Origin of the sequence: Caulobacter sp. DWR2-3-1b2, from assembly GCF_049896345.1 — a bacterium.
Classification (GTDB): Bacteria; Pseudomonadota; Alphaproteobacteria; order Caulobacterales; family Caulobacteraceae; genus Caulobacter.
In genome coordinates, this window is record NZ_JAFCUC010000003.1 from 155,206 (window position 1) to 178,557 (window position 23,352).

Consider the following 23,352-nt stretch of genomic DNA (forward strand, 5'->3'; position numbering starts at 1 on the left):
TTCAGGGCTTTGTCGAGCGCGAGAACATTTCCGAGGCGCTCAGGGCCTTTTGACGGGCCTCAGCCAGGGCTTGGGTCGCCTCGGTCTTGCGATTGGCCAGTTGCGCGAGCGTGTTGCTGTAGGTGCAAAGCTCGGCGAACTGTTGAAGGCGGTCCGGACGGCAATGAGCCAAGGTGGCTTCCAGGCTGCGACGGTGGCCCATTGTCAGGTGGTAGCCCGAATAGAGAGCCCGCAGCAGATTCTCGAAGATCGTGTCGACTAGGGTGACTTCCGGCGGGCCGTAGGACTGCACCTGCCGGTGACCATTCGACCGCTCGAACAGGTCGAACGGAGCGCCGACCTTGGCGGCGACGTCCGCCAGCAGGCGCGGCAGATCGCCAGCGTAGTCGAAGAAGTTTCCGCCGTTGTAGTCGATGGTCTGGGAGTTGCCGACCCGGTGCACCAAGTGGTTGGCCCTGCTGTAATAAGCCGGGGCGTGGGCGTGCTTTTCCAAGAAGGCGGCCACGTGCGGGTGGCGGGTGTCCGAGCGCAGATAGGGCTCGGGATCCAGCGCCCGAGCGGCCTGCGTGCTCTCGATCTGGGCGCTGATGAAGGCCAACTGGTTTAGCCCGAAAGCGCAGAACAGGTCGATGAAGCTATCGAAGCGCTTGTCCGGCACGGTGTTCAACAACGGATAAAGCACCTCGGTCAGGTCGGCGTTGGCCGCGCGTTTGTTTAGCGTCAGGAAGCTGGGCGCCTCGCGTTCGAGGATCGAGACCACGCTGGCCACGCCGCCCTCCAACAGGACGTCGTCCGAGCCGAAGGTCCAGGTGTAGCGCCCGCGCGCCCGCCAGGGGGCAGCGAACAGGTTGAAGAAGCCGCCTTCGTCACGGGCGTTGACCATGTAGCTCAGGCGCGGATAGCGGTCGGCCAGAGCCTGGATCATGCCGTTGGTGTCGGGACCCGAAGCGTTGTCGCTGATCAGGATTTCGACCTTTTCCTCAAGTCCCTCCTTCAGTTGGTCAGCGATGCTCTGCACCGTAAGCTGCAGCTCAGCCGGGCGCTCATAGGTCGGAATAACGATGCTGAGCACCGGCTCCTGCGCAAACGGTCTGATAACGCTGTCGGCGAGGGCGCATTCGAGTTTTGACATGGGCTGTCCCGCTTAGGCTCGCGTGGTTGGAGAGCGAGCGGCGGCGCGCTCACGGCAGAAGCTGTGGATATTGTCCAGCATGTAGTCGATGTGGTCGGCTCCAAGGCCGGGATAGACTCCGATCCAGAAGGTGCGCTCCATGATCGCATCGGCGTGGATCAGTTCGCCAATAACCCGGAAGTCTCGGCCGGCCATGTAGGGCTGGCGCACCAGATTGCCCCCGAACAGCAGGCGGGTGCCGATCCGGGCGTCTTCCAGATGTCGGGTCAGTTCGTTGCGTGTGAAGGGGGCGTCCGGCTTGACGGTGATCGGGAAGCCGAACCAGGCGGGGTCGCTTCCTGGGGTCGCCTCGGGCAGAACCAAATAGGTCTGCAGGTCGGTCAGGCCAGCCTTCAGAGCCGCGAAGTTGCGTTTGCGTGCCGCGATGAAGCCATCCAGGTGATCCATCTGCGCCAGGCCCACCGAGGCCTGCATGTCGGTCATCTTGAGATTATATCCCAGGTGACCGTAGATGTATTTGTGATCGTAGCCGCGCGGCAGGTCGCCCATCTTCCAGCCGAACCGCTTGCCGCAGGTGTTGTCCATGCCAGGGGCGCAGAAGCAGTCACGCCCCCAGTCACGGAACGACTCGGCCAGCCGCCGCAGGAAGGCGTCATTGGTGAACACCGCGCCGCCCTCGCCTGTCGTGATGTGATGGGCGGGATAGAAGCTGAGGGTGGCGATGTCCCCGAACGTGCCCACCTGCCGGCCGTCATATGTCGAGCCCAGAGCGTCGCAGCAGTCCTCGATCAGCCACAGGCCGTGGTCGTCACAGAGCTTCCGGATCGCCGCCAGATCGAAGGGGTTACCCAAGGTGTGCGCGGCCATGATGGCCTTGGTCTTTCGCCCGATGGCGGCGGCCACCTTGTCCGGATCGAAGTTATAGGTGGTTGGCAACATATCGACGAACACCGGGACCAGGCCCGCGCCCAGCAGCGGATTGACCGTGGTCGGAAAACCCGTCGCGGCGGTGATCACTTCGTCGCCCGGCTTGAGCTGGCGAGCTTTCAGCTTGGGAGACGTCAGAGCCGACAGCGCCACGAGGTTGGCCGACGAACCGGAATTGACGGTCATGGCGAACTCTACGCCGAGCCGCTGCGCCAGGCGGACCTCGAAGGCGTCGTTGAACCGGCCGGTGGTCAGCCAGAAATCAAGCGCCGAGTCCACCAGGCTTCGCATGTCGGCGGCGGCGTAGACGCGGCCCGAAACGGGCACGGGCGACGCGCCCGGCTCGAAGGCTTTCGGCGCGTGAGCCAGCGCGTGGTATTCCTCGACCAAGGCGAGAATCTTGCCACGGAGCGCCGCGGTCTCCTGCGAGGGTTCTTGAAACGAGATGACGCGCTCCCGGTGCGGCCATAGACAACCTTGTTGCTCCGCCTAGGCGGAGACCATGATTATCTCCGATTCGGCGTGTCGTCGGCGCGCCAAACTGCCGCGCTAGAGTGGCCAAGCATTTCGGTCAGTATTGGGCGCGCCATGACAATCGGCATCGACGAGAATTTCTGGCGGGGTCGGCGAGTGCTGCTGACCGGCCATACGGGCTTCAAGGGAGGCTGGATGGCCCTGTGGCTGGAGCGGCTGGGCGCGACCGTGCGCGGCGTGGCGTTACCGCCCGACACCGAGCCGAATCTGTTTGACGCGGCGCGGGTCGGCGAAGGCCTGGACAGCGTGATCACGGACGTGCGCGACCCGGACGGCCTCGACGCGGCCGTGCTCGACTTCACACCATCGGTGGTGATCCACATGGCCGCCCAACCTCTGGTTCGCCGCGCCTACGCCGAGCCACGCGAGACCTTCGCCACCAATCTGATGGGCACGGTCAACCTGCTCGACGTCGTCCGCCGCCTCCCCCGGCCGGTGACGACGCTGATCGTGACGACCGACAAGGTCTACGAGAACCTCGAAGACGGCCAACCCTGCCGCGAAGGCGACCGTCTGGGCGGGCGCGACCCCTATAGCGCCAGCAAGGCCTGCGCCGAGTTGGCGGTCAGGGCCTATTTCGCCGCCTATATGGGGCCAGTTGGCATGGCGGTCGGCGTTGCCCGGGCCGGCAACGTGATCGGCGGCGGCGACTGGTCGCGCGATCGGCTGCTACCGGACATCCTGTCGGCCTTCGCACGCGGCGAACCCGCGATCCTGCGCAATCCAAGCGCCGTACGTCCCTGGCAACACGTGCTGGAACCGCTGCACGGTTACCTGCTGGCGGTCGAGGCTCTGGCCAGATCGCCGGGCCGAGATCTGCGCGCCTGGAACTTCGGCCCCGACCCCGACGGCGCGCGGTCGGTCAGGGCGGTCGCCCGGCTAGCGGCGGAAGCCTGGGACGACAGCGCGTGCATCGTTGAACGTGTCGATCCGAACGCGCCGCACGAGGCGGGCCTGCTCACCCTGAACTCGGACTTGGCGAAAGTTGAGTTGGGCTGGAGCCCGCGCCTTGACGTGGAACAGGCCATTTCGCTGACGACGCTCTGGTGGCGCGACGCCCTGGCCGGGCGCGATCTGCGCGCCACAACCCTAGAACAGATCGATCGCTATGCGTCGTCCGGCGCGTCGGCCAATGGTTCAATCGCATCGAGATAAGCGATGGTGTCGGCGACAATCTTGGCCAGCGGTATTGGGTGCTCACCGCGTTGGAACAGAGCGCTTTGATAGCGGCGTCCGTCGCCGATATACCAATCGCCGACCAAACCCCTCGGCTCTGGGCGGTCGATCACCGGATCGGTTAGACCCAGAGCCTCGCCCACCGCCAGGGCCAGCGCTCCGAGTTCGACGACCTCCGCGCCGCCGACATCGAAGGGCTGCGCCGACTGCGTCTCGTCCACTGCCATGTCGAGGACGACGCGCGCCATTTCCGAGACGTGGACGAAGCTCCTGAACACCGCGTCGGCGGCGGCGATCGTGACCCGGCCCCGCCGCGACAAGCCAAGAACGAAGTCGCCCAAGGCATAGGCTTCGGCGTGGTTGATGAAGGGGCCACCGAGGTTGAACACCCGCGGAAGCAGTACTGCCGTGCCGGTTTTCTGTCCCCACTCGGCGACGGTCGTTTCTTGATCGCGCTTCATTGTCGCGTACGCCGCGCGGGCCGGCGAGCCTTCGCCTGGGCGGTGCGCCGCACCGGACGAGAAGGCGACCAGCCGTCGCGTCGCGCCGGTCTCCGCCAGGGCCAGCACTTGGCCCAGCAAGATGTCGTTGGCGCGCAGCAGGGGCGCCGGACCGTCACCGGCCAGGCGGTCGGCGCCGACGATGCCCGCATGCAGCACCAGCCAGTCACCTTCGCCAAGGCGCGCCCCCGCCAGAGACTCGGTCGTCAGGTCGCGACCGCGCAGATTCAGGACGCGGGGGCGTGAGCCGAATAGTCGCAGGCGGTTGGGAGCGATATCGCTGTCGGTGGCCAGGATTTGGTCCACAAGCGCCATCCCAACCCATCCGGATGCGCCCACCACCGCAACGCGACGATTGGAGTGCGCTAACCATGCGGCGAACTTGCACCTAGGCATTGCCGCCGACTCCATTCTAGACAGGGGCTACGCACGTCGCGGCGCGAACTCAATTGACCGCGCCTAGATATACTAGCCCGCGCCGTAGCCAAGCGCCCGCGCGGCGGCCGCGCAACAGGACCCCGACCATGCAGACCCTCGACGCGCTGACCACCAAGGCTCTTTCCGTGGAAAACATGGCCACCGAACGCCTGGCCGCTATCCCTTGGCCGCTAGCTGACAGACCGTTCGTGATCGCTGAGATCGGCATCAATCACAATGGCGACCTCGATATCTCCAGGCAACTGATCCGCGCCGCCAGCGAGGCCGGCTGCGACGCGGTGAAGTTCCAGAAGCGGACGATTGACATCGTCTACACGGCCGAAGTGCTGGCTCAGGCGCGGCAGAGCCCCTGGGGCGAGACCCAGCGCGCCCAGAAGGAAGGCCTCGAGTTCGGCGAGGCCGAGTACGACGCCATTGACGCCTACTGCCGCGAGTTGGGCTTGGCGTGGTTCGCCTCGGCCTGGGACGTACCCAGCCAGACCTTCCTGGCCAAGTACGACCTACCTTACAACAAAATCGCCTCGGCGATGCTCACGCATCGGCCCCTGGTCGAGGCCGTGGCCGCCGAGGGCAAGCTGGTCTTCGCCTCCACCGGCATGTGTACTTTCGAGCAGATCGACACGGCGGTAGAGATCCTGCGCGCGGCCGCCTGTCCGTTCGTGCTGATGCACACGGTGTCGACCTATCCGACTCCGCCGGCGGACCTCAACCTAATGACCATCGACACCCTGCGTCGCCGCTACGGCGCACCAGTCGGCTACAGCGGGCATGAAAGCTTGGTGGAGCCCAGCCTGGTGGCCGCCATGCTGGGAGCCGTGGCCATCGAGCGCCACATCACCCTGGACCGCGCGATGTACGGCTCGGACCAGTCCGCCTCGCTGGAGCCGGGCGAATTGAAGGTCCTGGTTTCGCGCCTGCGCGATTTGCGCGAATGGCTGGGCGATGGCGAGAAGCGGATCACACCCGGCGAGGCTTCGGTCGCCGAGAAGCTGCGCTACTGGCCGGGCGGCGCCACCTAGGCCGTACGCCTACCAGTTCTTCCAAGGCGCGCCCTTCGCCCACAGGTCTTCGAGATACAGTTTCTCGCGCAGCGTATCCATCGGCTGCCAGAAGCCGTCGTGCCGGTATGCCCGCAGCTCGCCGGCCTTGGCCAAACGCTCCAGCGGCGCTTGTTCAAGCACCGTGTTGTCGCCGTCGATCAGGTCCAGCACCTTTGGTGACAACACGAAGAAACCGCCGTTGATCCGTCCGCTTTCGGACGAGGGTTTCTCGATGAACCGCTCGACGGTGTCGCCCTTGATCTTCAAGGCGCCGAAGCGCGCGAGGGGGGTCACCGCGGTGATGGTCGCCTGGGCGCCGTGGGCTTCGTGGAAGCGAACCAGCGCGCCAATGTCAACGTCTGACAGGCCGTCGCCGTAGGTCAGACAGAAATACGGATCATTTTGGATATAGCGCCCCACCCGCTTGATCCGGCCGCCGGTCATGGTGTCGTCGCCTGTATCGACCAGGGTGATGGTCCAGGGCTCGGAATGACTCTGGTGGACCTCGACCTGGCCGCTCGGCAGAATCGTCAGGTCGGCGTTCTGATAGGCGTAGTTCAGGAAATACTCTCGGACCTTGTCGCCGAGGTAACCGCAGCAAATGATGAAATTGTTCAGGCCATGGGCGCTGTAGGATTTCATGATGTGCCAGATGATCGGGCGACCGCCGATTTCGACCATGGGCTTGGGGCGCACCTGAGTTTCCTCGGCGATCCGCGTGCCCTTACCGCCAGCCAGGATCACGACTTTAGGGCTGTTGTTCTGCGTCATTTTTCGACTGTTTCCGCGCCGCGAATCCCAAGTTGACACTAGCGAAATCGCCCGTGGCAAACACCACCACAGAGGAGAATGCCAAGCCTTTGAACCTCCGACATCCGGTTCAAACAGTGCGGCCAAGTTTCTCCACACCCTAACGCGTTGGATGACAACCGACGTAGACTGATTGATCCATTGCGGTCGCGGGGGTTGCGAAGAATAAGCGCCCTGGCGCCGCGACGCGACACACAGCAAAAGGCCCCCGGCCTCGCAGCCGGGGGCTCTGCTAAAATGCGGTGGACGAAGACTAGAGCATTTTTCGAGCGAAGTTGTTCCGGTTCGCGTGAAGAACAATGCGTCAAAACAAAAGATTAGAGCTCACGGTCTGACGCAGTCAGGTCGGGAAATGCTCTAGCGGATAACCCGCGCGCCCTTGCCCTTCATCACGGCCTCGACCTCCGCTTGGCGCACCATCGAGGTGTCGCCAGGCGTGGTCATGGCCAGGGCGCCGTGAGCCGCACCGTACTCGACGGCGGCCTGGGGGCCCTTGCCTTCCATGAAGCCGAACGCGAGACCCGAGGCGAAGCCGTCGCCGCCGCCAACGCGGTCATAGATCTCGAGGTTCTCGCGCATCATCGACGCATAGAACTCGCCGCCGGCATAGAGGATCGCCGACCAGTCGTTGACCGAGGCGGTCTTGGCGTTGCGCAGGGTGGTGGCGGCGACCTTGAAGTTGGGGAACTGCTTGACGGCGGTCTCGATCATCTTCTTGAAGTTGGCCGGGTCGATCGACGAGATGTGCTCGTCCAGGCCTTCGACCTCAAAGCCCAGGCAGGCGGTGAAGTCTTCTTCGTTGCCGATCATCACGTCCACATATTGGGCGATGTGGCGGTTGACCTTCTGGGCCCCCTCCTTGCCGCCCTGCGACTTCCACAACGAGGCGCGGTAGTTCAGGTCATAGGAGATGACGGTGCCATACTTGCGGGCCACTTCGACCGCTTCGATCACGGCTTCGGCGGTGTTGCTGGCCAGGGCCGCGAAGATGCCGCCGGTGTGGAACCACCGAACGCCCTCTTCGCCGAACAGCTTTTCCCAGTTCACTTCGCCGGGACGGATCTGCGAGGCGGCGGTGTGGCCGCGGTCGCTGCAGCCCAGGGCCGGCCGAACGCCGAAGCCCTTTTCGGTGAAGTTCAGGCCCACGCGGGTGTTGCGGCCCAGACCGTCGAAGTCGCGCCAGATGATGTGGGAGGTGTCGACCCCGCCCTGCATCATCAGGTCCTCGACCAGCCACCCCAGGTCGTTCACCGGCAAGGCGGTAACGGCCGTCGAGCGCTTGCCCCAGCACTTCTTGAAAGCACGGGCGACGTTATATTCGCCGCCGCCTTCCCAGACGTTGAACTGACGGGCGTTGCGAACCCGGCCGAAACCGGGATCGAAGCGCAGCATCACCTCGCCGAAGCTGGCGCAGTCCCACTTGGTTTCAGAGGCGGGGCGGATATCGAGGATATTGTCGGTCATTTAGGCCTTCCCACGAACCTTTTTGATAAGGTCCACCGTGTCGCGGACCTTCTTGGTGATACCGGCGTAATCGCCCGCATCGAGCAACTCTTGGGTGATCAGCTTGGAGCCCATGCCGGCGGCGACGATGCCCGCGCCGAACCACTTGGTCACCGAGGCCTCGTCAGGATCGACGCCGCCAGTCGGCATGATGCGGGTCCAGGGCATCGGGCCCAACACCGCCTTGATGAAGTCCGGGCCGCCGACCGACGAGCCGGGGAACACCTTGACGATCTCGCAACCCAGTTCCTCGGCGTAGGAGATTTCCGAGGCCGAACCGCAGCCGGGCGAATAGGGGATCTTGCGGCGGTTGCAGACCTTGGCGACATCGGCGTTGAGGATCGGGCCGACCACGAACTTGGCGCCGTTGGCGATGTAGATGCCGGCGGTCGGCGCATCGACGATCGAGCCGACGCCCATGATGACGCTGGGATCGGCCGAGGCGAAGTAACGGGTCACTTCGTAGAAGACGTGGCTGGCGAAGTCACCGCGGTTGGTGAACTCGATGCAAGGTGCGCCGCCATCGGCGCAGGCCTGGATCACCTTCTTACAGACCTCGACATCGGGGTGATAGAACACCGGGATCACGCCCTGGCCCATCAGCGCCGTCAGTACGGCCATGCGGTCTTTCACCATCAGTAATGCTCCTAAAAGGATCGATCTTGCGTCCGGCCCAGCTGTGTGGCCTTGGCGTGGAAGATTTCGCCGCGTTCGGCGCTGGGCGACCGTTTAGACCGGGTCGCGGCCGGACGCCACATCGGAGGCTCCCGCAACGTCAATTCCATGGCTCTGGTCGATCGTCCTTTGTTTCCACCCTGCCCCGCCGCCGCCCCGATTGCCTCGGATCGCGGCGCAGGGCGTGTCGTAAATAAAGGGCGTCAGGCCGAAGCTCGACGCCCGAGTTTGCGCAGGAGCGAACTCAGAAAGAGCCGCGAACGTCTGGAATTGGGCAGACCAATCCAAAACGTCATGATACCAGAAGCGGAAGTGGACAGGCCACTTTGCCACCGGTGTCAATTGGGAATTTACCCCGAAGCGCCGCCTTGTGCAAGCCCGTTGAAAACGGTGTTTTATGTTTTGACGGAAGGGATGAAAATCAGCAGCAGTAGGGTCGGGTAAATGCCCTTAGGCGTGTCCCCAATGAAGCCCTGCCCTGTCTGGGGACACGCCCAAGGGCACGTCCCCGTCAGCACCACTGCCCTCATCCCGTGTTGCGCAGGCCCGCCGCGATGCCGGCCACGGTCAGCTGGATGGCCAGACGCACGTTCTCGTCCTGATCGCCGGCCCGGCGCCGGGTCAGCAGCTCAAGCTGCAGGTGGTTCAGCGGATCGACCGACAGGCCGGCCAGGGCGACAGACTCGGCCAGCTCCGGCTGGTTGTCGAGCAGGGCGCTTCCGCCCCGGATCGCCAGGGCGATCTTCGAGGCGCTGTCGTGCTCGGCCTGGATGGTGTCAAAAATCCGCTGAGCGTCGGTCGTGTCGGGCGACAGGGCCATGTATCGCGCGGCGATGCCCATGTGGCTCTGGGCCAGGGCCAGCTCCATGTTGGAGAGCAAGGCCCCGAAGAAGTCGAAGCCGCCGGCCAGGTCCTGCAGTTGCCCCGTAGAGAGCCCAGCCCGTTCGACACCAGCGGCGAAGCCGTACCAGCCGGGCAGCATGAAACGGGCCTGCGACCAGGAAAACACCCAGGGGATGGCCCGAAGGTCTTCGATCTTGCGGCTGGCGGTACGCGAGGCGGGCCGGCTGCCAATGTTGAGGCCGACGATCTCGCCGATCGGCGTGGCGGACCAGAAGAAGTCTTCGAAGGCCGGGTCGTCGTACACCAGGGCCCGGAAGCCATGGAAGGAGGCCTCGGCCAGAGCGGTCATCGCCGCGTCGACCTTGGGGTCGGGGCGTTGAACCGGGCGCTCGCTGGCCATCAGGGCCGCAGCGGCAAGTCCGTCGAGGTTGCGGCGGGCGGTGGGCTGGTCGCCGAACCGTCGGGCGATCATCTCGCCCTGCTCGGTCATGCGGATTCGGCCTTGGACGGTGCCTGCCGGCTGGGCCATCACCGCTTCGGCGGCCGGTCCCCCGCCCCGCCCGACCGAGCCGCCGCGGCCATGGAACAGCTGCAGCCCAACGCCCATGCGCTCGGCCTCGAAGGCCAGGGCGGAAGCGCCGCGCGCCACGCCGCGCCGCGAGGCCACATAGCCGCCGTCCTTGTTGCTGTCCGAATAGCCGAGCATGATTTCCTGCACCGGCCGGTCGCCCAGGATGGTGCGGCTAAGCGGCAGTTCCAGCCATTGGCGCAGCACGCGGGGACCGTTCTCCAGATCCTCGATGGTCTCGAACAGCGGGCTGATCTTCACAGAGGCGCGCGGCGCCGCCCCGCCCCAGACCAGGCCGACCTGCTTGAGCAGAACCAGTGGCTCGAGGATGTCCGACAGGGTCGCCGACTTGGAGATCACATAGGCGCCGAGGCAGCCGTGGCCGTAGTCGCGCACCATCTGGGCGGCCGCCTCCATGGTCGCCAGTTCCTTGGTCGTTTCCTCGCCATAGGCGGTGAACGGCGAGACCAGCGGCCGCTGATGCGACAACTCGTTGATCAGCAGCTTGGAGCGGGCTTCCTCGTCGAGGTCCAGGTACCTCACGCCGGTGCCGGCCCGCTGGAACAGTTCGTGCAGGGTGCGCTCGTGGACGTCGGCGTTCTGGCGTAGATCCAGGCTCATCAGGTGAAAGCCGCAGGCCTGGGCCACCTCGACCAGGGTCCGCAGGGCTGTGCCGACCAAGCGCTCGCCGCCGTTGCGTTCGAGGCTGTCGATGATGATCTTCAGGTCTGCCACGAAGGCCTCGGGATGAGCATAGGGCTCGACCTCCGTGCGACCGTTGGCGAAGGCCACCCACTGGTTGGTCAGCTTCTGCGACACCGCCGAGAGACGATCGAAGATCAGCTCCAGGGCCAGGCGATAGGGCTCGTCCATGCGATGAACGGACGGGTCCTGCGTCTGGGCCGCCAAGGTCCTCACCTCGTCCGAGACCGGCGCATAGGCGGTGGAGACCGCCAGGTTGGACCACAGCTTGCGCACCTCGGCGGCGTACCAGTCGAGGATGACCCGAGCCTGGGAGGCCAGGGCCAGCTTGAGCGTGTCGCCATTGACGCCGGGGTGACCGTCGCGGTCGCCGCCCAGCCACGAGCCCATCTTCAGCAGCGGGGCCATCTGGCCATGCTCGCCGATCTGGGCCGACCAGTCGCCATAGAGGTCGACGATCGCCGGCAGGATTGAGGTGCGGACGATCGACAGGGCGTTGCGGATCTCGTCCTTCACGGTGATCCGTTCGGGACGATAAAGCCGGGTGCGCCACATCAGGGCGATCTCGCGGAAAAGGCGCTCGCGGATGTCGGCCTCGAGATCGGCCGGCAGGTGGTGGCGGCGCAGAGCCATCAAGCGCGAGATCTCGGTCTCGCGGTCGACCATGCTGCGGCGGCGCACCTCGGTGGGGTGGGCGGTCAGCACCGGCACCACATTCATTGCGGCCAGCACCTTGGTCAGCTCGGCTGGGGTCTTGCCCTGGGCGACCAGCGCCTTGACGGCGTCGACCAGGGTGCGGGGGCGATCATCGCCCGGCTGGGCGTCGGCCTCGGCGTGGCGACGGCGACCGGCGACGTCCTCGCCGATATTGGCTAGCATCGAGTGGCTGGCCAGGGCGCGGGCCAGGAAGATCGCCTGGTCGCTGGACAGGTCGGCGAACAGATGGTCCAGCCGCGCGGCCTCGCCGTCCGGCCTATCCTGCGAGGCGGCCTTGCGGGCGGTGGCCACCAGCTTGGCGGCCTCGTCGCCATCGAGATAGGCGATGGCCTCGTTCAGCAGGTCGCTCAGCAGGTGGGCGTTCTGCCGGACGTTGCGGCTGGTGGGGCGATCCCCCTCGGACGACAAGAAGACCGACAGGGGATTGCGCATGCGCGGAGCTCCGAGGCCGCCGCGAAACGGCGACGGCTCATCAGGGTAGAAATGAACGAGACGACAGCCGGACGCCGGGCCCAGTCTGACGTAACGGCGCCCTTACCGCGCTTTGATCACCGGGAAAAGGCGGCAAGCGCAATGGTTACGGTACCAATCGCAGGCTTGCGCAGAAATCAGCCTCTAGCGCGCCAACCAACCGCCATCCACGGGCAAGGTAATCCCCTGAACATAGTCCGAGGCCGAGGAGGCGAGGAACACCGCCGCCCCGCCCAAGTCGCCTGGTTGACCCCAACGGCCGGCCGGAATGCGAGCCAGGATCGAGGCGTTGCGGTCGGCGTCGTTGCGCAGGGCCTCGGTATTGTTGGTGTCGAAATAGCCTGGCGCGATGGCGTTGACATTGATGCCCTTGGCCGCCCATTCGTTGGCCAGGATCTTGGTCAAGCCCGCCAGGCCGCTCTTGCTGGCGGTGTAGGATGGGACGCGGATGCCGCCCTGGAACGACAGCAGGCTGGCGATGTTGATGATCTTGCCGATCGAGCCTTCTCCGCCCTGCTTCAGAACCTGCTTGGCGAAGGCCTGGGTCAGGAAGAAGACGACCTTCAGATTGGTGTCCATCACCGCGTCCCAGTCGGCTTCGGAGAAGTCGATGCTGTCGGCGCGACGGATGATGCCGGCGTTGTTGACCAGGATATCGACCTTGCCGAAGGCGCTGACGGTCTCGTCGATCACGCGCTGCACGGGCTCGATCGAGCCGAAATCGGCCTGAATCGACAGGAACTTGCGGCCCGTGGCTTCCACCAGGGCTTGCGTCTCGGTCGGGGTGCTGCGGCCGGCGACGGCGACGTCCGCGCCGGCTTGCGCCATGGCCACGGCCACCGCCTGGCCGAGACCGGTGTTGGCGCCGGTGACGAGGGCGACCTTACCTTCGAGGCTGAACGGATGGGCCATCATGCTGTCTTCCTGATCTAAATCTTGTCATCCCAGACGGCCTGAAGGGCCGATCCGGGACCGCCACAAACGCAGGCGCTTGCGGCGGTCCCGGGTTTTCGCTTGGCTGCGGCCGGGATGACAGCCGCAGGGAAGTGCAGCGGTCCCCGCCCCTACTTCAGCTGGCAGATGTCCAGCACGTTCATGTCGGTATAGTCGAGGTTCTCGCCGCCCATCGCCCAGATGAAGGTGTAGTTCGAGGTGCCCGAACCCATGTGGATCGACCACGGCGGGCTCATCACGGCTTCCTGGTTGGCGATCACGATGTGACGCATCTCGTCCGGCTCGCCCATGTAGTGGAAGACCCGGTCGTTGTCGCCCAGGCCGAAGTAGAAATAGGCTTCCGAACGGCGGTCGTGCAGGTGAGGCGGCATGGTGTTCCAGACGCTGCCCGGCTTCAGCACGGTCATGCCCAGCAGCAGTTGGGCCGACTTGCAGGTGGTCGGCACGATGTACTGGTAGATGGTGCGTTCGTTGGAGGTCTCCAGCGCGCCGCGCTCCAGCGGGACGGCGTTGGCGAACTCGAGCTTCTTGGTCTCGAAGGCGGTGTGAGCCGGCAGGCTGGTGATGTAAAAGCGGGCGGGGTTGGCGGCGTCGGCGCTCTCGAACGTCACGTCCTTGGAGCCCATGGTCACATAGATGCCGTCGCGCGGCTCGATGTCGTAGGCGAGGCCGTCCACGGTCACCTTGCCGACGCCACCGCCGACATTGATGGCGCCCAGCTCGCGGCGTTCCAGGAACGGATGACCGGCGGCCGAGGCCGGCTCGGTCTGGTCGGGCAGCTTGACGGCGGTCGAGACCGGGGCCGCACCACCGATCACGAAGCGTTCGGCGTGATTGTACTGCAGCACAATTTCGTCGGCCGCGAACAGACCCTGCATCAGGTAACGATCGCGCAGGTCGTCATTGCTGACCGCGTACATCATGTCGGGGTGGGTGGCGTGGTAGGTCTTGGCGAACATCTTGGAGCTCCGGGAAATCTATTCGGCGGCGTATTGTGTGGCGGGCGTCGGTTGGACGGTCCGCGGTTGGTCGAGTTTGTAGGCCTTCTTAGGGAGTTTGTACGTCAGGTCGACGATCAGCTCGGCGGCCTCGACCTCGTCCATGCGGTGCTCGGCGACCATGCGGGCCAGGAAGCTGCTGTCCACGCGGCGGGCCACGTCGTGGCGGGCCGGGATCGACAGGAAGGCGCGGGTGTCGTCGTTGAAGCCGACGGTATTGTAGAATCCCGCCGTCTCGGTGACCTGCTCGCGGAACCGCATCATACCCTCTGGGCTGTCGTGGAACCACCAGGACGGACCCAGCTTCAGCACCGGATAATGGCCGGCCAGAGGGGCCAATTCGCGGCTGTAGACCGTCTCGTCCAGCGTGAAGAGGATGATCGACAGGCGCGGGTCATTGCCGAACTTGCTGAGCAACGGCTTGAGGGCGCTGACATATTCAGTCTGCATCGGGATGTCGGCGCCCTTGTCGCGACCGTGGCTGTCCAGCAGGCCGGTGTTGTGGTTGCGGTGCGAGCCGGGGTGGATCTGCATGACCAGCCCGTCGTCCAGGCTCATCTTGGCCATCTCGGTCAGCATCTGGGCGCGGAACAGCTCGGCCTTGGCGGGCGTCACCTCGCCCTGTAGCAGGCTCTGGAACAGGGCCTCGGCCTCGACGTCGCTGAGGTCGGCGGTGGCCGCGGTCGGATGGCCGTGATCGCTGGAGGTGGCGCCTGCGTCGATGAAGGCGGCGCGGCGGATGCGGTGGCCTTCGAGATAACCGCGCCAACTGGTGACGTCCTGGCCTGACACTTCAGCGAAGCGGTCGAACGACCAGCCGAAACGCTCGTCCTCGAAATCGATGACGGCGTCGGGACGGTAGGCCGTGATCACATGGCCGCCCCAACCGCTCTCACGGATGGCGTGGTGATGCTTGAGACTATCGTGAGGACCCTCGGTGGTGGCGAGGGTCTCGATGTTGAAGCGGTCGAACAGGGCGCGGGGTCGGAAGGCCTCCGTGGCCAGCGCTTCGTTGATCCGGTCGAAATAGAGATCGGCGGTGTCGGCGCCCAGGAAGACCTCGAACCCAAACACCTTGCTGAACACGTGGTTCAGCCAGATCCAGGACGGCGTGCCGCGGAACAGGTGGAAGTTCTCGGCTAGCAGCCGCCAGGCGGCGCGCGGGTCGGTCGCCGGCACGCCGGCCTTGGAGCGGACCTTCAGCGAGTCGAGGCTGATCCCTTGGCTGTAGAGCATGCGGAACAGGTAGTGGTCGGGCGCCAGCAGCAGGTCGGTGGCGTCCTCGAAAGGGGCATTGGTCGCGAACCAGGACGGGTCGGTGTGACCATGCGGGCTGATGATCGGCAGATCCTTGACCTGGCCATACAGCGTACGGGCGATGCCCCGCGTGCGCTCGTCTGCCGGGAACAGGCGGTCATCGTGAAATATCAGAGGCCGAGCCATTGGCGTCTCCTACTCCTTAATCCGCCGACGGCGTTGACTGGCCGCTTCGACGCGCTTGGTAACCGGTGTCATGAAGCTATGCAAGCCACGGCGGCGCGGCCGACCCTACACCGAGGATGGTGGGGCCGACGACTCCCGAACGACCAGATAGGGGATCGGGCTGTTCGGATCACGCTTCTCACGAACTGCGGCGTTAATCAGTTTCTCGGCGGCGATCCGTCCCACTTCGCGGGTCGGAATATGGATCGTCGTCAAGGGCGGCCAGACGGCCTGGGCGATCTGGAAGTCGTCGAACCCGACCACCGTCAGGTCGGCGGGAACCTGCAGGCCCGCCCGTCGCGCCGCCTGCAGAACGCCCGCGGCCATCTCATCGTTACCGGCGAAAATCGCCGTTGGACGCGGGTCCATCGCCAGCAGGGTCTCGCCGCAGGCCAGGCCCGACTCGAAGGTGTAGGCGCCTTGGACCACGTAGTCGTCTTCGAGCTTCAGGCCGGCCTTGTTCAGGGCGTCCTCCAAACCCCCTCGCCGCTCGTGCGACGAACGGAAGCTTGGCAAGCCGCTGATGAAGCCGATCCGCCGATGGCCCAATTCGACCAGGTGGGCGCCCATGGCCTCGCCGCCCAATCGGTCGTGACCGACGATCATATGCTCGGGCTTGTCCAGCTCGACCGAGGCGATGCGGATATATTCGCAGCCGATCTCGCGTAGTAGCTTGGCCACCCGTTCGTCTTCCGAGACCGACGGCGGCAGCACCACTCCAAACAGCTTCTGGCGCTCGACGAAGGTGCGTACATCCTGCAGGAAGGTCGGGCTGGAACGATCGCAAGGATGCACCACCAGCTCAAACCCAGAGCCCCGGATACCATCCAGCAAGCCCAGTTGCATGTTGACGACATATTGCGGGTTAGGATTGTCGTAGATCATGCCGATCAGGAACGAGCGGCGGAACGCCAGGCCCCGCGCCTGGGGATCGGGCGCGTAGCCCCACTCGGCGATCACCGCCTCGATACGCTCGCGGGTCTCGTCGCGCACGAAGGGCGACTGGTTGATGACGCGCGAGACGGTCTTCTTCGACACCCCCGCCAGGCGGGCGATGTCGTTGATGGTGGCGCGCTTGCGACCACCTTCGAGGCCAGACTCGGGTTCCGGGCCATCGTTGTCCGTCAGGGGGGTGTTGGACGAGGTCAAAGCGTTTCCATGCAGCGATCGTTGGTTTGTTTTGTCATACTCTACGCAAGAAGGCGTCGCTACAGATGCGCGGACAGGCGTAATTGGCCTATGCTGACACCGGTTTCCCCACCTCGTTGACGGGGATGGCAACACGAAATGTCCCAATGACCAACAGTTTGATGAGTGACCCGCCCTCCGCCGCCACCGAATCGATCCACGGCGTCGATCCACGCGACCACGTCGCCACGGCGCTTCGCGACCTCGTGGCGGGCGAGACGCTCGACCTGCATGGTCAGTCGATCATCGCTCGCGCCGACATTCCCAAGGGCCACAAGATCGCTCAGCGAGCCGCGGCCAAAGGCGAGGACGTCTTGAAATACGGTTGGCCGATTGGCCGGGCCACGGTGGAGATCGCCGTCGGCGATCACGTCCATGTCCATAATGTCGAAACCCGGCTGTCGGGCGTCGAGGACTTCACCTACGCCGTTGCGACACCGGATGACCACCTCGCTTCGCCGCCAGGAAGCTTCCTGGGCTATCGCCGCAAGAATGGTCGGGTCGGGACCCGCAACGAGATCTGGGTGCTATGCACGGTTGGCTGCGTGGCCAACACCGCCCGGCGGATCGCCGAGAAGGCCAATGAGCGCTTTGCCGGCCGGGTGGATGGGGTCTTTGCCTTCCCTCACCCGTTCGGCTGCTCGCAGTTGGGAGACGATCTGATCCACACCCGCAAGCTGATCGCCGGTTTGGCGGCCCATCCAAACGCCGGCGGCGTGCTGATCCTGGGTCTGGGCTGCGAAAACAATCAGCTGAAGGCGCTGCTGGAGTCCGCGCCGGGCCTGGATCCCGAACGCCTGCGCTCGTTCACCACCCAGATGGTCGATGACGAACAGGAAGACGGCCTGGCCGCCATCGAGGCCCTGATCGAGATCGCCGAGCGCGACCACCGCGAACCCGCGCCGCTGGCGGACCTGGTTGTCGGCCTCAAGTGCGGCGGTTCTGATGGCTTTTCCGGCGTCACCGCCAATCCGCTGGTCGGCCGCATCGCAGACAAGGTCTCCGACGCTGGCGGCACGCCGGTCTTGACCGAAATTCCAGAGGTATTCGGCGCCGAGCAGGTGCTGCTGTCGCGCTCGGCCAGCCGGGCCGTGTTTGACGGCGCGGTGCGGGTGATCGACGACTTCAAGCGCTACTTCATCGATAACCACCAGCCAATCTACGAGAACCCCTCGCCCGGCAACATCGCCGGCGGCATCACCACCCTTGAGGAGAAGTCCCTCGGCGCGGTGCAGAAGGGCGGCCGCTCATCGCTGGTCGAGGTGCTGCGCTATGGCGATCAGGTCGGGCCGCACGGCCTGACCCTGCTAGAGGCGCCCGGCAATGACGCCGTGTCGTCCACCGCCCTGACCGCGGCGGGTGCGACGGTGATCCTGTTCACCACCGGTCGCGGCACGCCACTCGGCTTTCCCGCCCCGACCCTGAAGATCGCGTCCAACAGCGCTCTGGCCGCGCGAAAGCCGGGCTGGATCGACTTCGACGCTGGGGTCGTGCTGGCGGGCGTGACCATGGACGCGGCGGCCGACTCCCTGATGGACCTGGTGGTGGCCACGGCCTCGGGCCAGCAGACCAAGGCTGAACTCAACGGCGAGCGCGAAATCGCCATCTGGAAACAAGGCGTGACCCTTTGACCGACACCGTCTCTCGCCCGCTGCGCCTCAACGCCGTCAGCTATCCCGCCACCATTCCGAGCGTCGCGCAGCCGGCCTATGATCGCGACAAGGTGACCGTCGGCGTCGTGCACTTCGGGCCAGGCGCGTTTCACCGAGCCCACCAGGCCTGCTATTTCGACCAGCTTCTGAACAGCGACCCGCGCTGGGGGATCTGCGCCGTCTCGCTGAAGAGCCCGGGCGTCCGCGACGCGTTGGAGCCGCAAGACGGTCTCTACACCTTGGCCCAGTTGGACGCCAAAACCACCTTCCGCATCGTAGGCTCGATCCTGGAAGTGCTGGTCGCGCCCGAGGATCCGCCCGCCGTCTTCGCCCGCCTGGCCGCGTCGATGACCCGGATGGTCACGCTGACGGTGACCGAAAAGGGCTATTGCCTAACCGGCGACGGCAAGCTGGACACCGCCCATCCCGACATTGTCCATGACCTGGCCCATCCGCGCGAGCCGGTCAGCGCCGTGGGTTATCTCGTCGAGGGCCTGCGCCGTCGCCATCTGGCCGGGCTGCCGCCCTATGCCGTGGTGGCCTGCGACAACCTCGGAGACAACGGCTGGCGGCTGAAGGCGGCGACCGTCGCCTTCGCAGAGGCGATTGATCCGGAACTCGCCGCCTGGATCGAGACCGAGGGCCGCTTCCCGCGCACCATGGTCGACAGCATTACCCCGGCCACCGACGACGCTCTGCGCGAGCGGGTCGAGAAGGCCACCGGCCTGTCCGACGCCTGGCCGATCCAACGCGAAGCATTTACCCAGTGGGTTGTCGAGGACGTGCTCGGAGACGACGCGCCCGACCTGGCGTCGGTCGGCGTCACCCTGACCGACGACGTTCGCGGCTTCGAACGCGCCAAGCTGCGGCTGCTGAACGGCGTGCACTCGACCATCGCCTATGCCGGCCTGCTGAAAGGTCATGAAACGGTGTTCGAGGCCATCAGCGATCCGGATCTGGCCCAGATCGCCGAGGACCTGATGGTCCAGGACATCATCCCCACCTTGACCGCCCCGCGCGGCCTGGACCTGGCCGCCTACGCCCAGGCCATCCTGGCCCGGTTCCGCAATCCCGAAATCCGCCACCTGCTGAGCCAGATCGCCTGGGACGGCTCTCAAAAACTGCCGTTCCGTATCCTGGGCACGGTGGTCGATGCGCTGGAGGCCGGCCGCTCGGTCGACCGCCTGGCCCTGCCCTTGGCCGCCTGGATGCACGTCATCCGCCGCCGCGCCGCCGAGGGCGTGAAGATCGTCGATCCCTTGGCTGAGCGTTTGGTCGAGACGGCGGCCGCCTGCACCGGCGACGCTTCGACCGATGTGGCGTCGTTCCTGAAGTTGGAGCCGATGTTCAGCCGGGAGTTGGCGAGCAACGCGGCGTTCGTGGCGGCGTTGGAGAAGGCCTACGCAGCGCTATCCTGACAAGTCCTCCCCCTGTGGGGGAGGTGTCGGCGAAGCCGACGGAGGGGGGAGTAATCGGCAGGTAGGCACGGACAAGATCGAGCGTCGTAAATCTCCCCCACCGGTCGCTGCGCGACCACCTCCCCCACGGGGGGAGGACTGCATCCCTATCGCGTTACACCCATGCCCGTCATGACGGGCAGCACGGTGGCGAGCAAAATCCGCAGGTCGAACCAGAACCCCTGGCGCCGCAAATATTCGGCGTCCAAAGCCACCTTCGCTGGTGTGGCGATCTCGTCGCGGCCGTTGATCTGGGCCCATCCGGTGACGCCGGGCCGCAGCGTCTCGACGCCGGCGGCCGTCCGGAGCGCCACGAGGTCATCCTGATTGAACAGCGCCGGCCGGGGCCCGACCAGGCTCATGTCGCCGACCAGCACGCTCCATAGCTGCGGCAATTCGTCGAGGCTTGTCTTGCGCAGGAGGCCGCCCAAGGGGGTGAGCCAGCGATCGGGGCTTTCCAGCAGATGGGTGGCGACCTCCGGCGTGTCGATCCTCATGGTGCGGAACTTGGGCATCGCGAACAGCGCGTTACCGCGCCCTACTCGTTGCGACCAATAGAGCGCCGGCCCCTTCGAGGTCAGGCGCACCACCCCCGCCAGCACCAGAAGCGGGACAGCCAGCACCAGCAGCGCTCCGCCAGAGGCCGCCACGTCGAACAGACGCTTCACGGCCTAGACCAGGTCGCCGGAAGCCGCGTCCAGCAGCAGGTAGGCGCGTCCAGCGTCGGAGGACAAGAGGGCGGCCACCAAGAAGCCTTCGCGGTCCTGATCAGCCGCCTCGTCCATCATGCCTGAATAGCGGCGCAGGAAGCGGTCGGCGTCGGCGCGCAATGCCGCGTCGGAGAACAGTCGGCGCACCAGGCGGCGAATGGCGGCTGGAGCCAGTTTCTTGACCACCTCACGGGCGCCCTCACTGTCGTGGGTCTGGATGGTGGCGGCGATCTCGTCGATGCGACCGCGCGGCAGCAGGGCCGTCGGGTCTATGCCCATGGCCAGGATCTCGGCGGCCATCTTCTCGCCCAGGGCGGCGTCGCCCGGCGCGGCGCTTTCCAGGCCCGACAGCATATTGCGCCACGACCAGCCGCCCGGCGGCTCGGCCTGCTCGGTGGGCTGGGCGGGCGGCGGCGCGGCGTTGCGGCCACCGGCGGCGTCGAAGATCGAGCGGAACTCGTCATCTGAGGCGGTCGGGGTCAGGCGAAGGCGGGGGCGCAGGCCGATCTCGTCGGCGCTCGGCTCATTGACCGGCTGGACCACGGGCGGCGCCAGCGGGGCGGCGGCTTGAGGCGGACGCACTAGCCCCGCGGCTCCCCGCGATGCGGGCGGCGGCTGAGGCGCGCCCGCCACGCCCATCCGGCTGACCGCTTCGCTGAGCATGTCATAGTTGCGACGAACCCGCTCCTGGAACGCCTGGTCGATCGCGGCGGTCTCCTCGGCGGTCTGGCGAGCGGCCAGACGCAAGGACTCGATGCCGTGGTTGATCTGGGCGCGGACCTCGTTGGCGCGGGCCAGGGCTTCGGCCGGCAGGTCGGCGGTGCGACGACCGACGTCCTCCAGCATCGACTCCATCTCGGCGATGGTGGCCCGGGCCGTCTCGACACTCTCGGCCAATTTCAGGGCCGTACGGGCGCCAGCCTGCTCGACCACCTGGGCCGATTGCTCGATCAGATCGCGGGCCTCGTCCATGCGCGACTCAAACACCGTGTCGGCCTTCTGGCCCGCAGCGAAGGCGATCTCATTGAGCTGGTCGACACGACCCCGCGCTGTCTCGACCCGTTGTTCCACGCCTTCGCTGGCCTTGCGGGCGGCGGCGGCCATGGCATCCAGCGCGTCGTTGAGCGCGCTCTCTAAATCGCTGCGCTGCCCGCCGGCCGCGCTAGCCAGGGCGGTGATCGCGCTGGAGGTTTCGGCGGCCAGGGCCTCACGCTCGGCGCGGGCGGTCTCGGCCACTTCGCGCAATTGGTCGGCCGCCGCGCCGATCAGGCCGCGCAGCACCTCGGCCCCCATGGCCGCCATGTCGCCCATCTCGGTGGCGCCGGCGCGGGTGTGGCCGATGAATTCGGTGAGCTGGGCGGTTCGGGTCTCGGCCTCGCCGGCGAAGTCTTCCTGGTCGGCGCGCAGCGACTGACTGGCCGCGACCAGCACGGCGCGCTGCTGGGCCAGGTTGCGCTCAACAGCGGCCATCTGGTCGCCCACGCCCTGACCGGCGGTCTCCAGCCGAGCAATTTGCCGCGAGAGGTCCTCTGCCCCAACCCGCGCGGCGTCGGACGCCTCGGAGGCGGCGGCGGCAAGGTCGGCGGCTCGGGCGGCGAGCGCGGCTTCGGCTTCGCGAAGCTGGGTCTCGGCCAGGTCGGAAGCCTCGGCGACCATCCGCGCCTGGCTGCCGATGGCGTCGACCACGGCGGTGGACTGGGCGTCCAGCGTCGTCGATAGGGCGTGCATGGCCTGGCGTTCGTGCCCCAGTCCGTCGGACAGCTGCTTGACCATCCGCGCCGACTCGCTGGTGGTCTGGGCCAAGGCGAGGGTCTCTTCGGCCAAGGCCTCACGCAGGGCCTGGACGCGCGCGCGCGCGTCCTCGGCGGCGGCTGCGGCGGCGTCGATCTCGGCGCGAATGCCTTCGACGGCGCTGGTCACGCCGGCCGAGGCCAGGGCCGCAGGGGTCACCAGGCGGTCGGTCATCACGCGATTGCGCTTCAGCTCCGCCGAGACGGCCAAGGCCTGGCGTAGCATGTAGGCGCCCAGCAGGGTCAGGAGAGCGGGACCGATCGCCAGGGCGGCGAACACCGCCAAGGCGAACTGATCGACCTTCAGCGCGGGCACACCAGCGCCATAGCCCAGGGCAAAGGCGATCGGCGCCAGCGCCCACAGTGCAGCGGCGGCGACGGCGAGGCTCCAATAGAGCGGGTCCGGCATCGGCTTCTTGTCATCGTAGGTGGCGGACAAGGGTGTGATGGTGGGCTCGGTCCGCGGCGCTGGCGGGGTTTGGCGCGGCTTCGCGACGGCGGCTTCCGACCGTTTTGCCGGCGCCTCCGGCTCCACGACCGGGGCCGGCGACTGCACAGCCGAGGCGGTCAGGAAGGAGGGCAGCGGTGCGAACGGCTCGGCCTCGACCTGGGCGTTCCGCTTGGGGCGCGGTGGCGTATAGGCCGCAAAGGCGGGAATCGGATCATCGGCCCCAGGATCGGTCGAGTGGGGCGCTACGGGCAATGGCCTTTCGACTTCGGCCTTGGACGCGGCCTCGGCTGGACGCTCCTTTGGCGTCGATGCAAAGAAACCCCTACGGGCGGCGGTCCTTGGCGTCTCCACGATCGGCGTGGGTTCGGGGTTCAGCGGGCCACGATCAAGCGTCGGCGGCGGCGAGGCTTCTGGCACAGCGGCGATGTCCAGATCCAGGTCGGGTTCGCTGACCGGCGCATCGGCCTGGGGCTCGACTTGACGGCCGACGTCCTCGACCGGCGGTTCCATCGCGATGCCGGAGAAATCAAGCGGTTGGCGCTTCTTAGGCTTCATACGCAGCCATGGTCCCAGAGCGAACGGCGTAGGGCCGGATGAACACCGCCGCGCGGGCGCCCCACCCTCGCGCAACGCT

General features: G+C 66.2%; 17 protein-coding genes. 4 read left to right on the forward strand and 13 right to left on the reverse strand.

Translation table 11 applies throughout. The features are described 5' to 3' along the window. Window position 1: 1 nt before the first annotated feature. Window positions 2–1,132: a glycosyltransferase family 2 protein gene (locus tag ACP694_RS10055; RefSeq protein WP_426012014.1), complete on the reverse strand. Its 1,131-nt coding sequence runs from the start codon at window positions 1,130–1,132 to the stop codon at window positions 2–4. Between the two features lie 12 nt (window positions 1,133–1,144). Further along, window positions 1,145–2,506, reverse strand: coding sequence for a lipopolysaccharide biosynthesis protein RfbH (gene rfbH, locus ACP694_RS10060; RefSeq protein WP_426012560.1), 1,362 nt, complete (start codon window positions 2,504–2,506; stop codon window positions 1,145–1,147). A gap of 141 nt (window positions 2,507–2,647) precedes the next feature. On the opposite strand from rfbH, the gene rfbG reads away from it, so the two are divergent. Beyond that, a complete protein-coding gene (rfbG, locus tag ACP694_RS10065; protein ID WP_426012016.1) occupies window positions 2,648–3,748 on the forward strand; it encodes a CDP-glucose 4,6-dehydratase in 1,101 nt (366 codons plus the stop codon). Here rfbG and ACP694_RS10070 read toward each other — a convergent pair. Next, the gene (locus ACP694_RS10070; RefSeq protein ID WP_426012018.1) at window positions 3,700–4,680 is read right to left on the reverse strand and encodes an NAD-dependent epimerase/dehydratase family protein; all 981 of its coding nucleotides are present in this window, start codon (window positions 4,678–4,680) and stop codon (window positions 3,700–3,702) included. The two genes, rfbG and ACP694_RS10070, sit on opposite strands and share 49 nt — an antisense overlap. A gap of 113 nt (window positions 4,681–4,793) precedes the next feature. Between ACP694_RS10070 and ACP694_RS10075 the strand changes: the two genes are divergently transcribed. After that, complete coding sequence (locus tag ACP694_RS10075; protein WP_426012020.1) at window positions 4,794–5,726, forward strand: N-acetylneuraminate synthase family protein; 933 nt, start codon at window positions 4,794–4,796, stop codon at window positions 5,724–5,726. 9 nt (window positions 5,727–5,735) lie between these two features. Here ACP694_RS10075 and rfbF read toward each other — a convergent pair whose 3' ends face one another. The 8 genes from rfbF to ACP694_RS10115 all read right to left on the reverse strand — a co-directional run bounded on the left by rfbF (window position 5,736) and on the right by ACP694_RS10115 (window position 16,619). Further along, a complete protein-coding gene (gene rfbF / locus ACP694_RS10080) occupies window positions 5,736–6,644 on the reverse strand; it encodes a glucose-1-phosphate cytidylyltransferase (RefSeq protein WP_426012022.1) in 909 nt (302 codons plus the stop codon). Between the two features lie 270 nt (window positions 6,645–6,914). Beyond that, entirely contained in the window at window positions 6,915–8,021 is a 1,107-nt protein-coding gene (locus tag ACP694_RS10085) for a PfkB family carbohydrate kinase (RefSeq protein ID WP_426012024.1), read from the reverse strand. Then, window positions 8,022–8,696 carry a bifunctional 4-hydroxy-2-oxoglutarate aldolase/2-dehydro-3-deoxy-phosphogluconate aldolase gene (locus ACP694_RS10090; protein ID WP_426012026.1) on the reverse strand — a complete coding sequence of 225 codons (675 nt, stop codon included), beginning with the start codon at window positions 8,694–8,696 and terminating at the stop codon, window positions 8,022–8,024. It abuts the gene before it with no gap. Window positions 8,697–9,261: 565 nt separating this feature from the next. Beyond that, entirely contained in the window at window positions 9,262–11,997 is a 2,736-nt protein-coding gene (gene ppc, locus ACP694_RS10095) for a phosphoenolpyruvate carboxylase (RefSeq protein WP_426012028.1), read from the reverse strand. Window positions 11,998–12,180: 183 nt separating this feature from the next. Then, window positions 12,181–12,948 (reverse strand): 2-dehydro-3-deoxy-D-gluconate 5-dehydrogenase KduD, encoded by a 768-nt coding sequence (gene kduD / locus ACP694_RS10100; RefSeq protein WP_426012562.1) that lies wholly within the window; start codon window positions 12,946–12,948, stop codon window positions 12,181–12,183. Between the two features lie 152 nt (window positions 12,949–13,100). Further along, window positions 13,101–13,949 carry a 5-dehydro-4-deoxy-D-glucuronate isomerase gene (gene kduI / locus ACP694_RS10105; protein WP_426012030.1) on the reverse strand — a complete coding sequence of 283 codons (849 nt, stop codon included), beginning with the start codon at window positions 13,947–13,949 and terminating at the stop codon, window positions 13,101–13,103. A gap of 18 nt (window positions 13,950–13,967) precedes the next feature. Continuing rightward, window positions 13,968–15,431, reverse strand: coding sequence for a glucuronate isomerase (uxaC, locus tag ACP694_RS10110; protein ID WP_426012032.1), 1,464 nt, complete (start codon window positions 15,429–15,431; stop codon window positions 13,968–13,970). Window positions 15,432–15,536: 105 nt separating this feature from the next. Next, entirely contained in the window at window positions 15,537–16,619 is a 1,083-nt protein-coding gene (locus tag ACP694_RS10115) for a LacI family DNA-binding transcriptional regulator (protein ID WP_426012034.1), read from the reverse strand. A gap of 161 nt (window positions 16,620–16,780) precedes the next feature. On the opposite strand from ACP694_RS10115, the gene ACP694_RS10120 reads away from it, so the two are divergent. Both ACP694_RS10120 and ACP694_RS10125 read left to right on the forward strand, forming a co-directional pair. Next, window positions 16,781–18,289: a UxaA family hydrolase gene (locus ACP694_RS10120; protein ID WP_426012564.1), complete on the forward strand. Its 1,509-nt coding sequence runs from the start codon at window positions 16,781–16,783 to the stop codon at window positions 18,287–18,289. Continuing rightward, the gene (locus ACP694_RS10125) at window positions 18,286–19,728 is read left to right on the forward strand and encodes a mannitol dehydrogenase family protein (protein ID WP_426012036.1); all 1,443 of its coding nucleotides are present in this window, start codon (window positions 18,286–18,288) and stop codon (window positions 19,726–19,728) included. The genes ACP694_RS10120 and ACP694_RS10125 overlap by 4 nt, the downstream gene beginning before the upstream one ends. Before the next feature lie 146 nt (window positions 19,729–19,874). On the opposite strand, the gene ACP694_RS10130 is transcribed toward ACP694_RS10125, so the two are convergent. Together ACP694_RS10130 and ACP694_RS10135 are read right to left on the reverse strand one after the other, a co-directional pair. Further along, entirely contained in the window at window positions 19,875–20,435 is a 561-nt protein-coding gene (locus ACP694_RS10130) for a sugar transferase (RefSeq protein ID WP_426012038.1), read from the reverse strand. Between the two features lie 3 nt (window positions 20,436–20,438). Further along, window positions 20,439–23,273: a polar localization protein TipN gene (locus ACP694_RS10135; protein WP_426012040.1), complete on the reverse strand. Its 2,835-nt coding sequence runs from the start codon at window positions 23,271–23,273 to the stop codon at window positions 20,439–20,441. Window positions 23,274–23,352: the final 79 nt, after the last annotated feature.

Coding starts and splice junctions, on each gene's coding strand:
- ACP694_RS10055 (WP_426012014.1), bottom strand. CDS start 1,132: ATGTCAAAACTCGAATGCGCCCTCGCCGACAGCGTTATCAGACCGTTT.
- rfbG (WP_426012016.1), top strand. CDS start 2,648: ATGACAATCGGCATCGACGAGAATTTCTGGCGGGGTCGGCGAGTGCTG.
- ACP694_RS10070 (WP_426012018.1), bottom strand. CDS start 4,680: ATGGAGTCGGCGGCAATGCCTAGGTGCAAGTTCGCCGCATGGTTAGCG.
- ACP694_RS10075 (WP_426012020.1), top strand. CDS start 4,794: ATGCAGACCCTCGACGCGCTGACCACCAAGGCTCTTTCCGTGGAAAAC.
- ACP694_RS10085 (WP_426012024.1), bottom strand. CDS start 8,021: ATGACCGACAATATCCTCGATATCCGCCCCGCCTCTGAAACCAAGTGG.
- ACP694_RS10090 (WP_426012026.1), bottom strand. CDS start 8,696: ATGGTGAAAGACCGCATGGCCGTACTGACGGCGCTGATGGGCCAGGGC.
- ppc (WP_426012028.1), bottom strand. CDS start 11,997: ATGCGCAATCCCCTGTCGGTCTTCTTGTCGTCCGAGGGGGATCGCCCC.
- kduD (WP_426012562.1), bottom strand. CDS start 12,948: ATGGCCCATCCGTTCAGCCTCGAAGGTAAGGTCGCCCTCGTCACCGGC.
- kduI (WP_426012030.1), bottom strand. CDS start 13,949: ATGTTCGCCAAGACCTACCACGCCACCCACCCCGACATGATGTACGCG.
- uxaC (WP_426012032.1), bottom strand. CDS start 15,431: ATGGCTCGGCCTCTGATATTTCACGATGACCGCCTGTTCCCGGCAGAC.
- ACP694_RS10120 (WP_426012564.1), top strand. CDS start 16,781: ATGAGTGACCCGCCCTCCGCCGCCACCGAATCGATCCACGGCGTCGAT.
- ACP694_RS10135 (WP_426012040.1), bottom strand. CDS start 23,273: ATGAAGCCTAAGAAGCGCCAACCGCTTGATTTCTCCGGCATCGCGATG.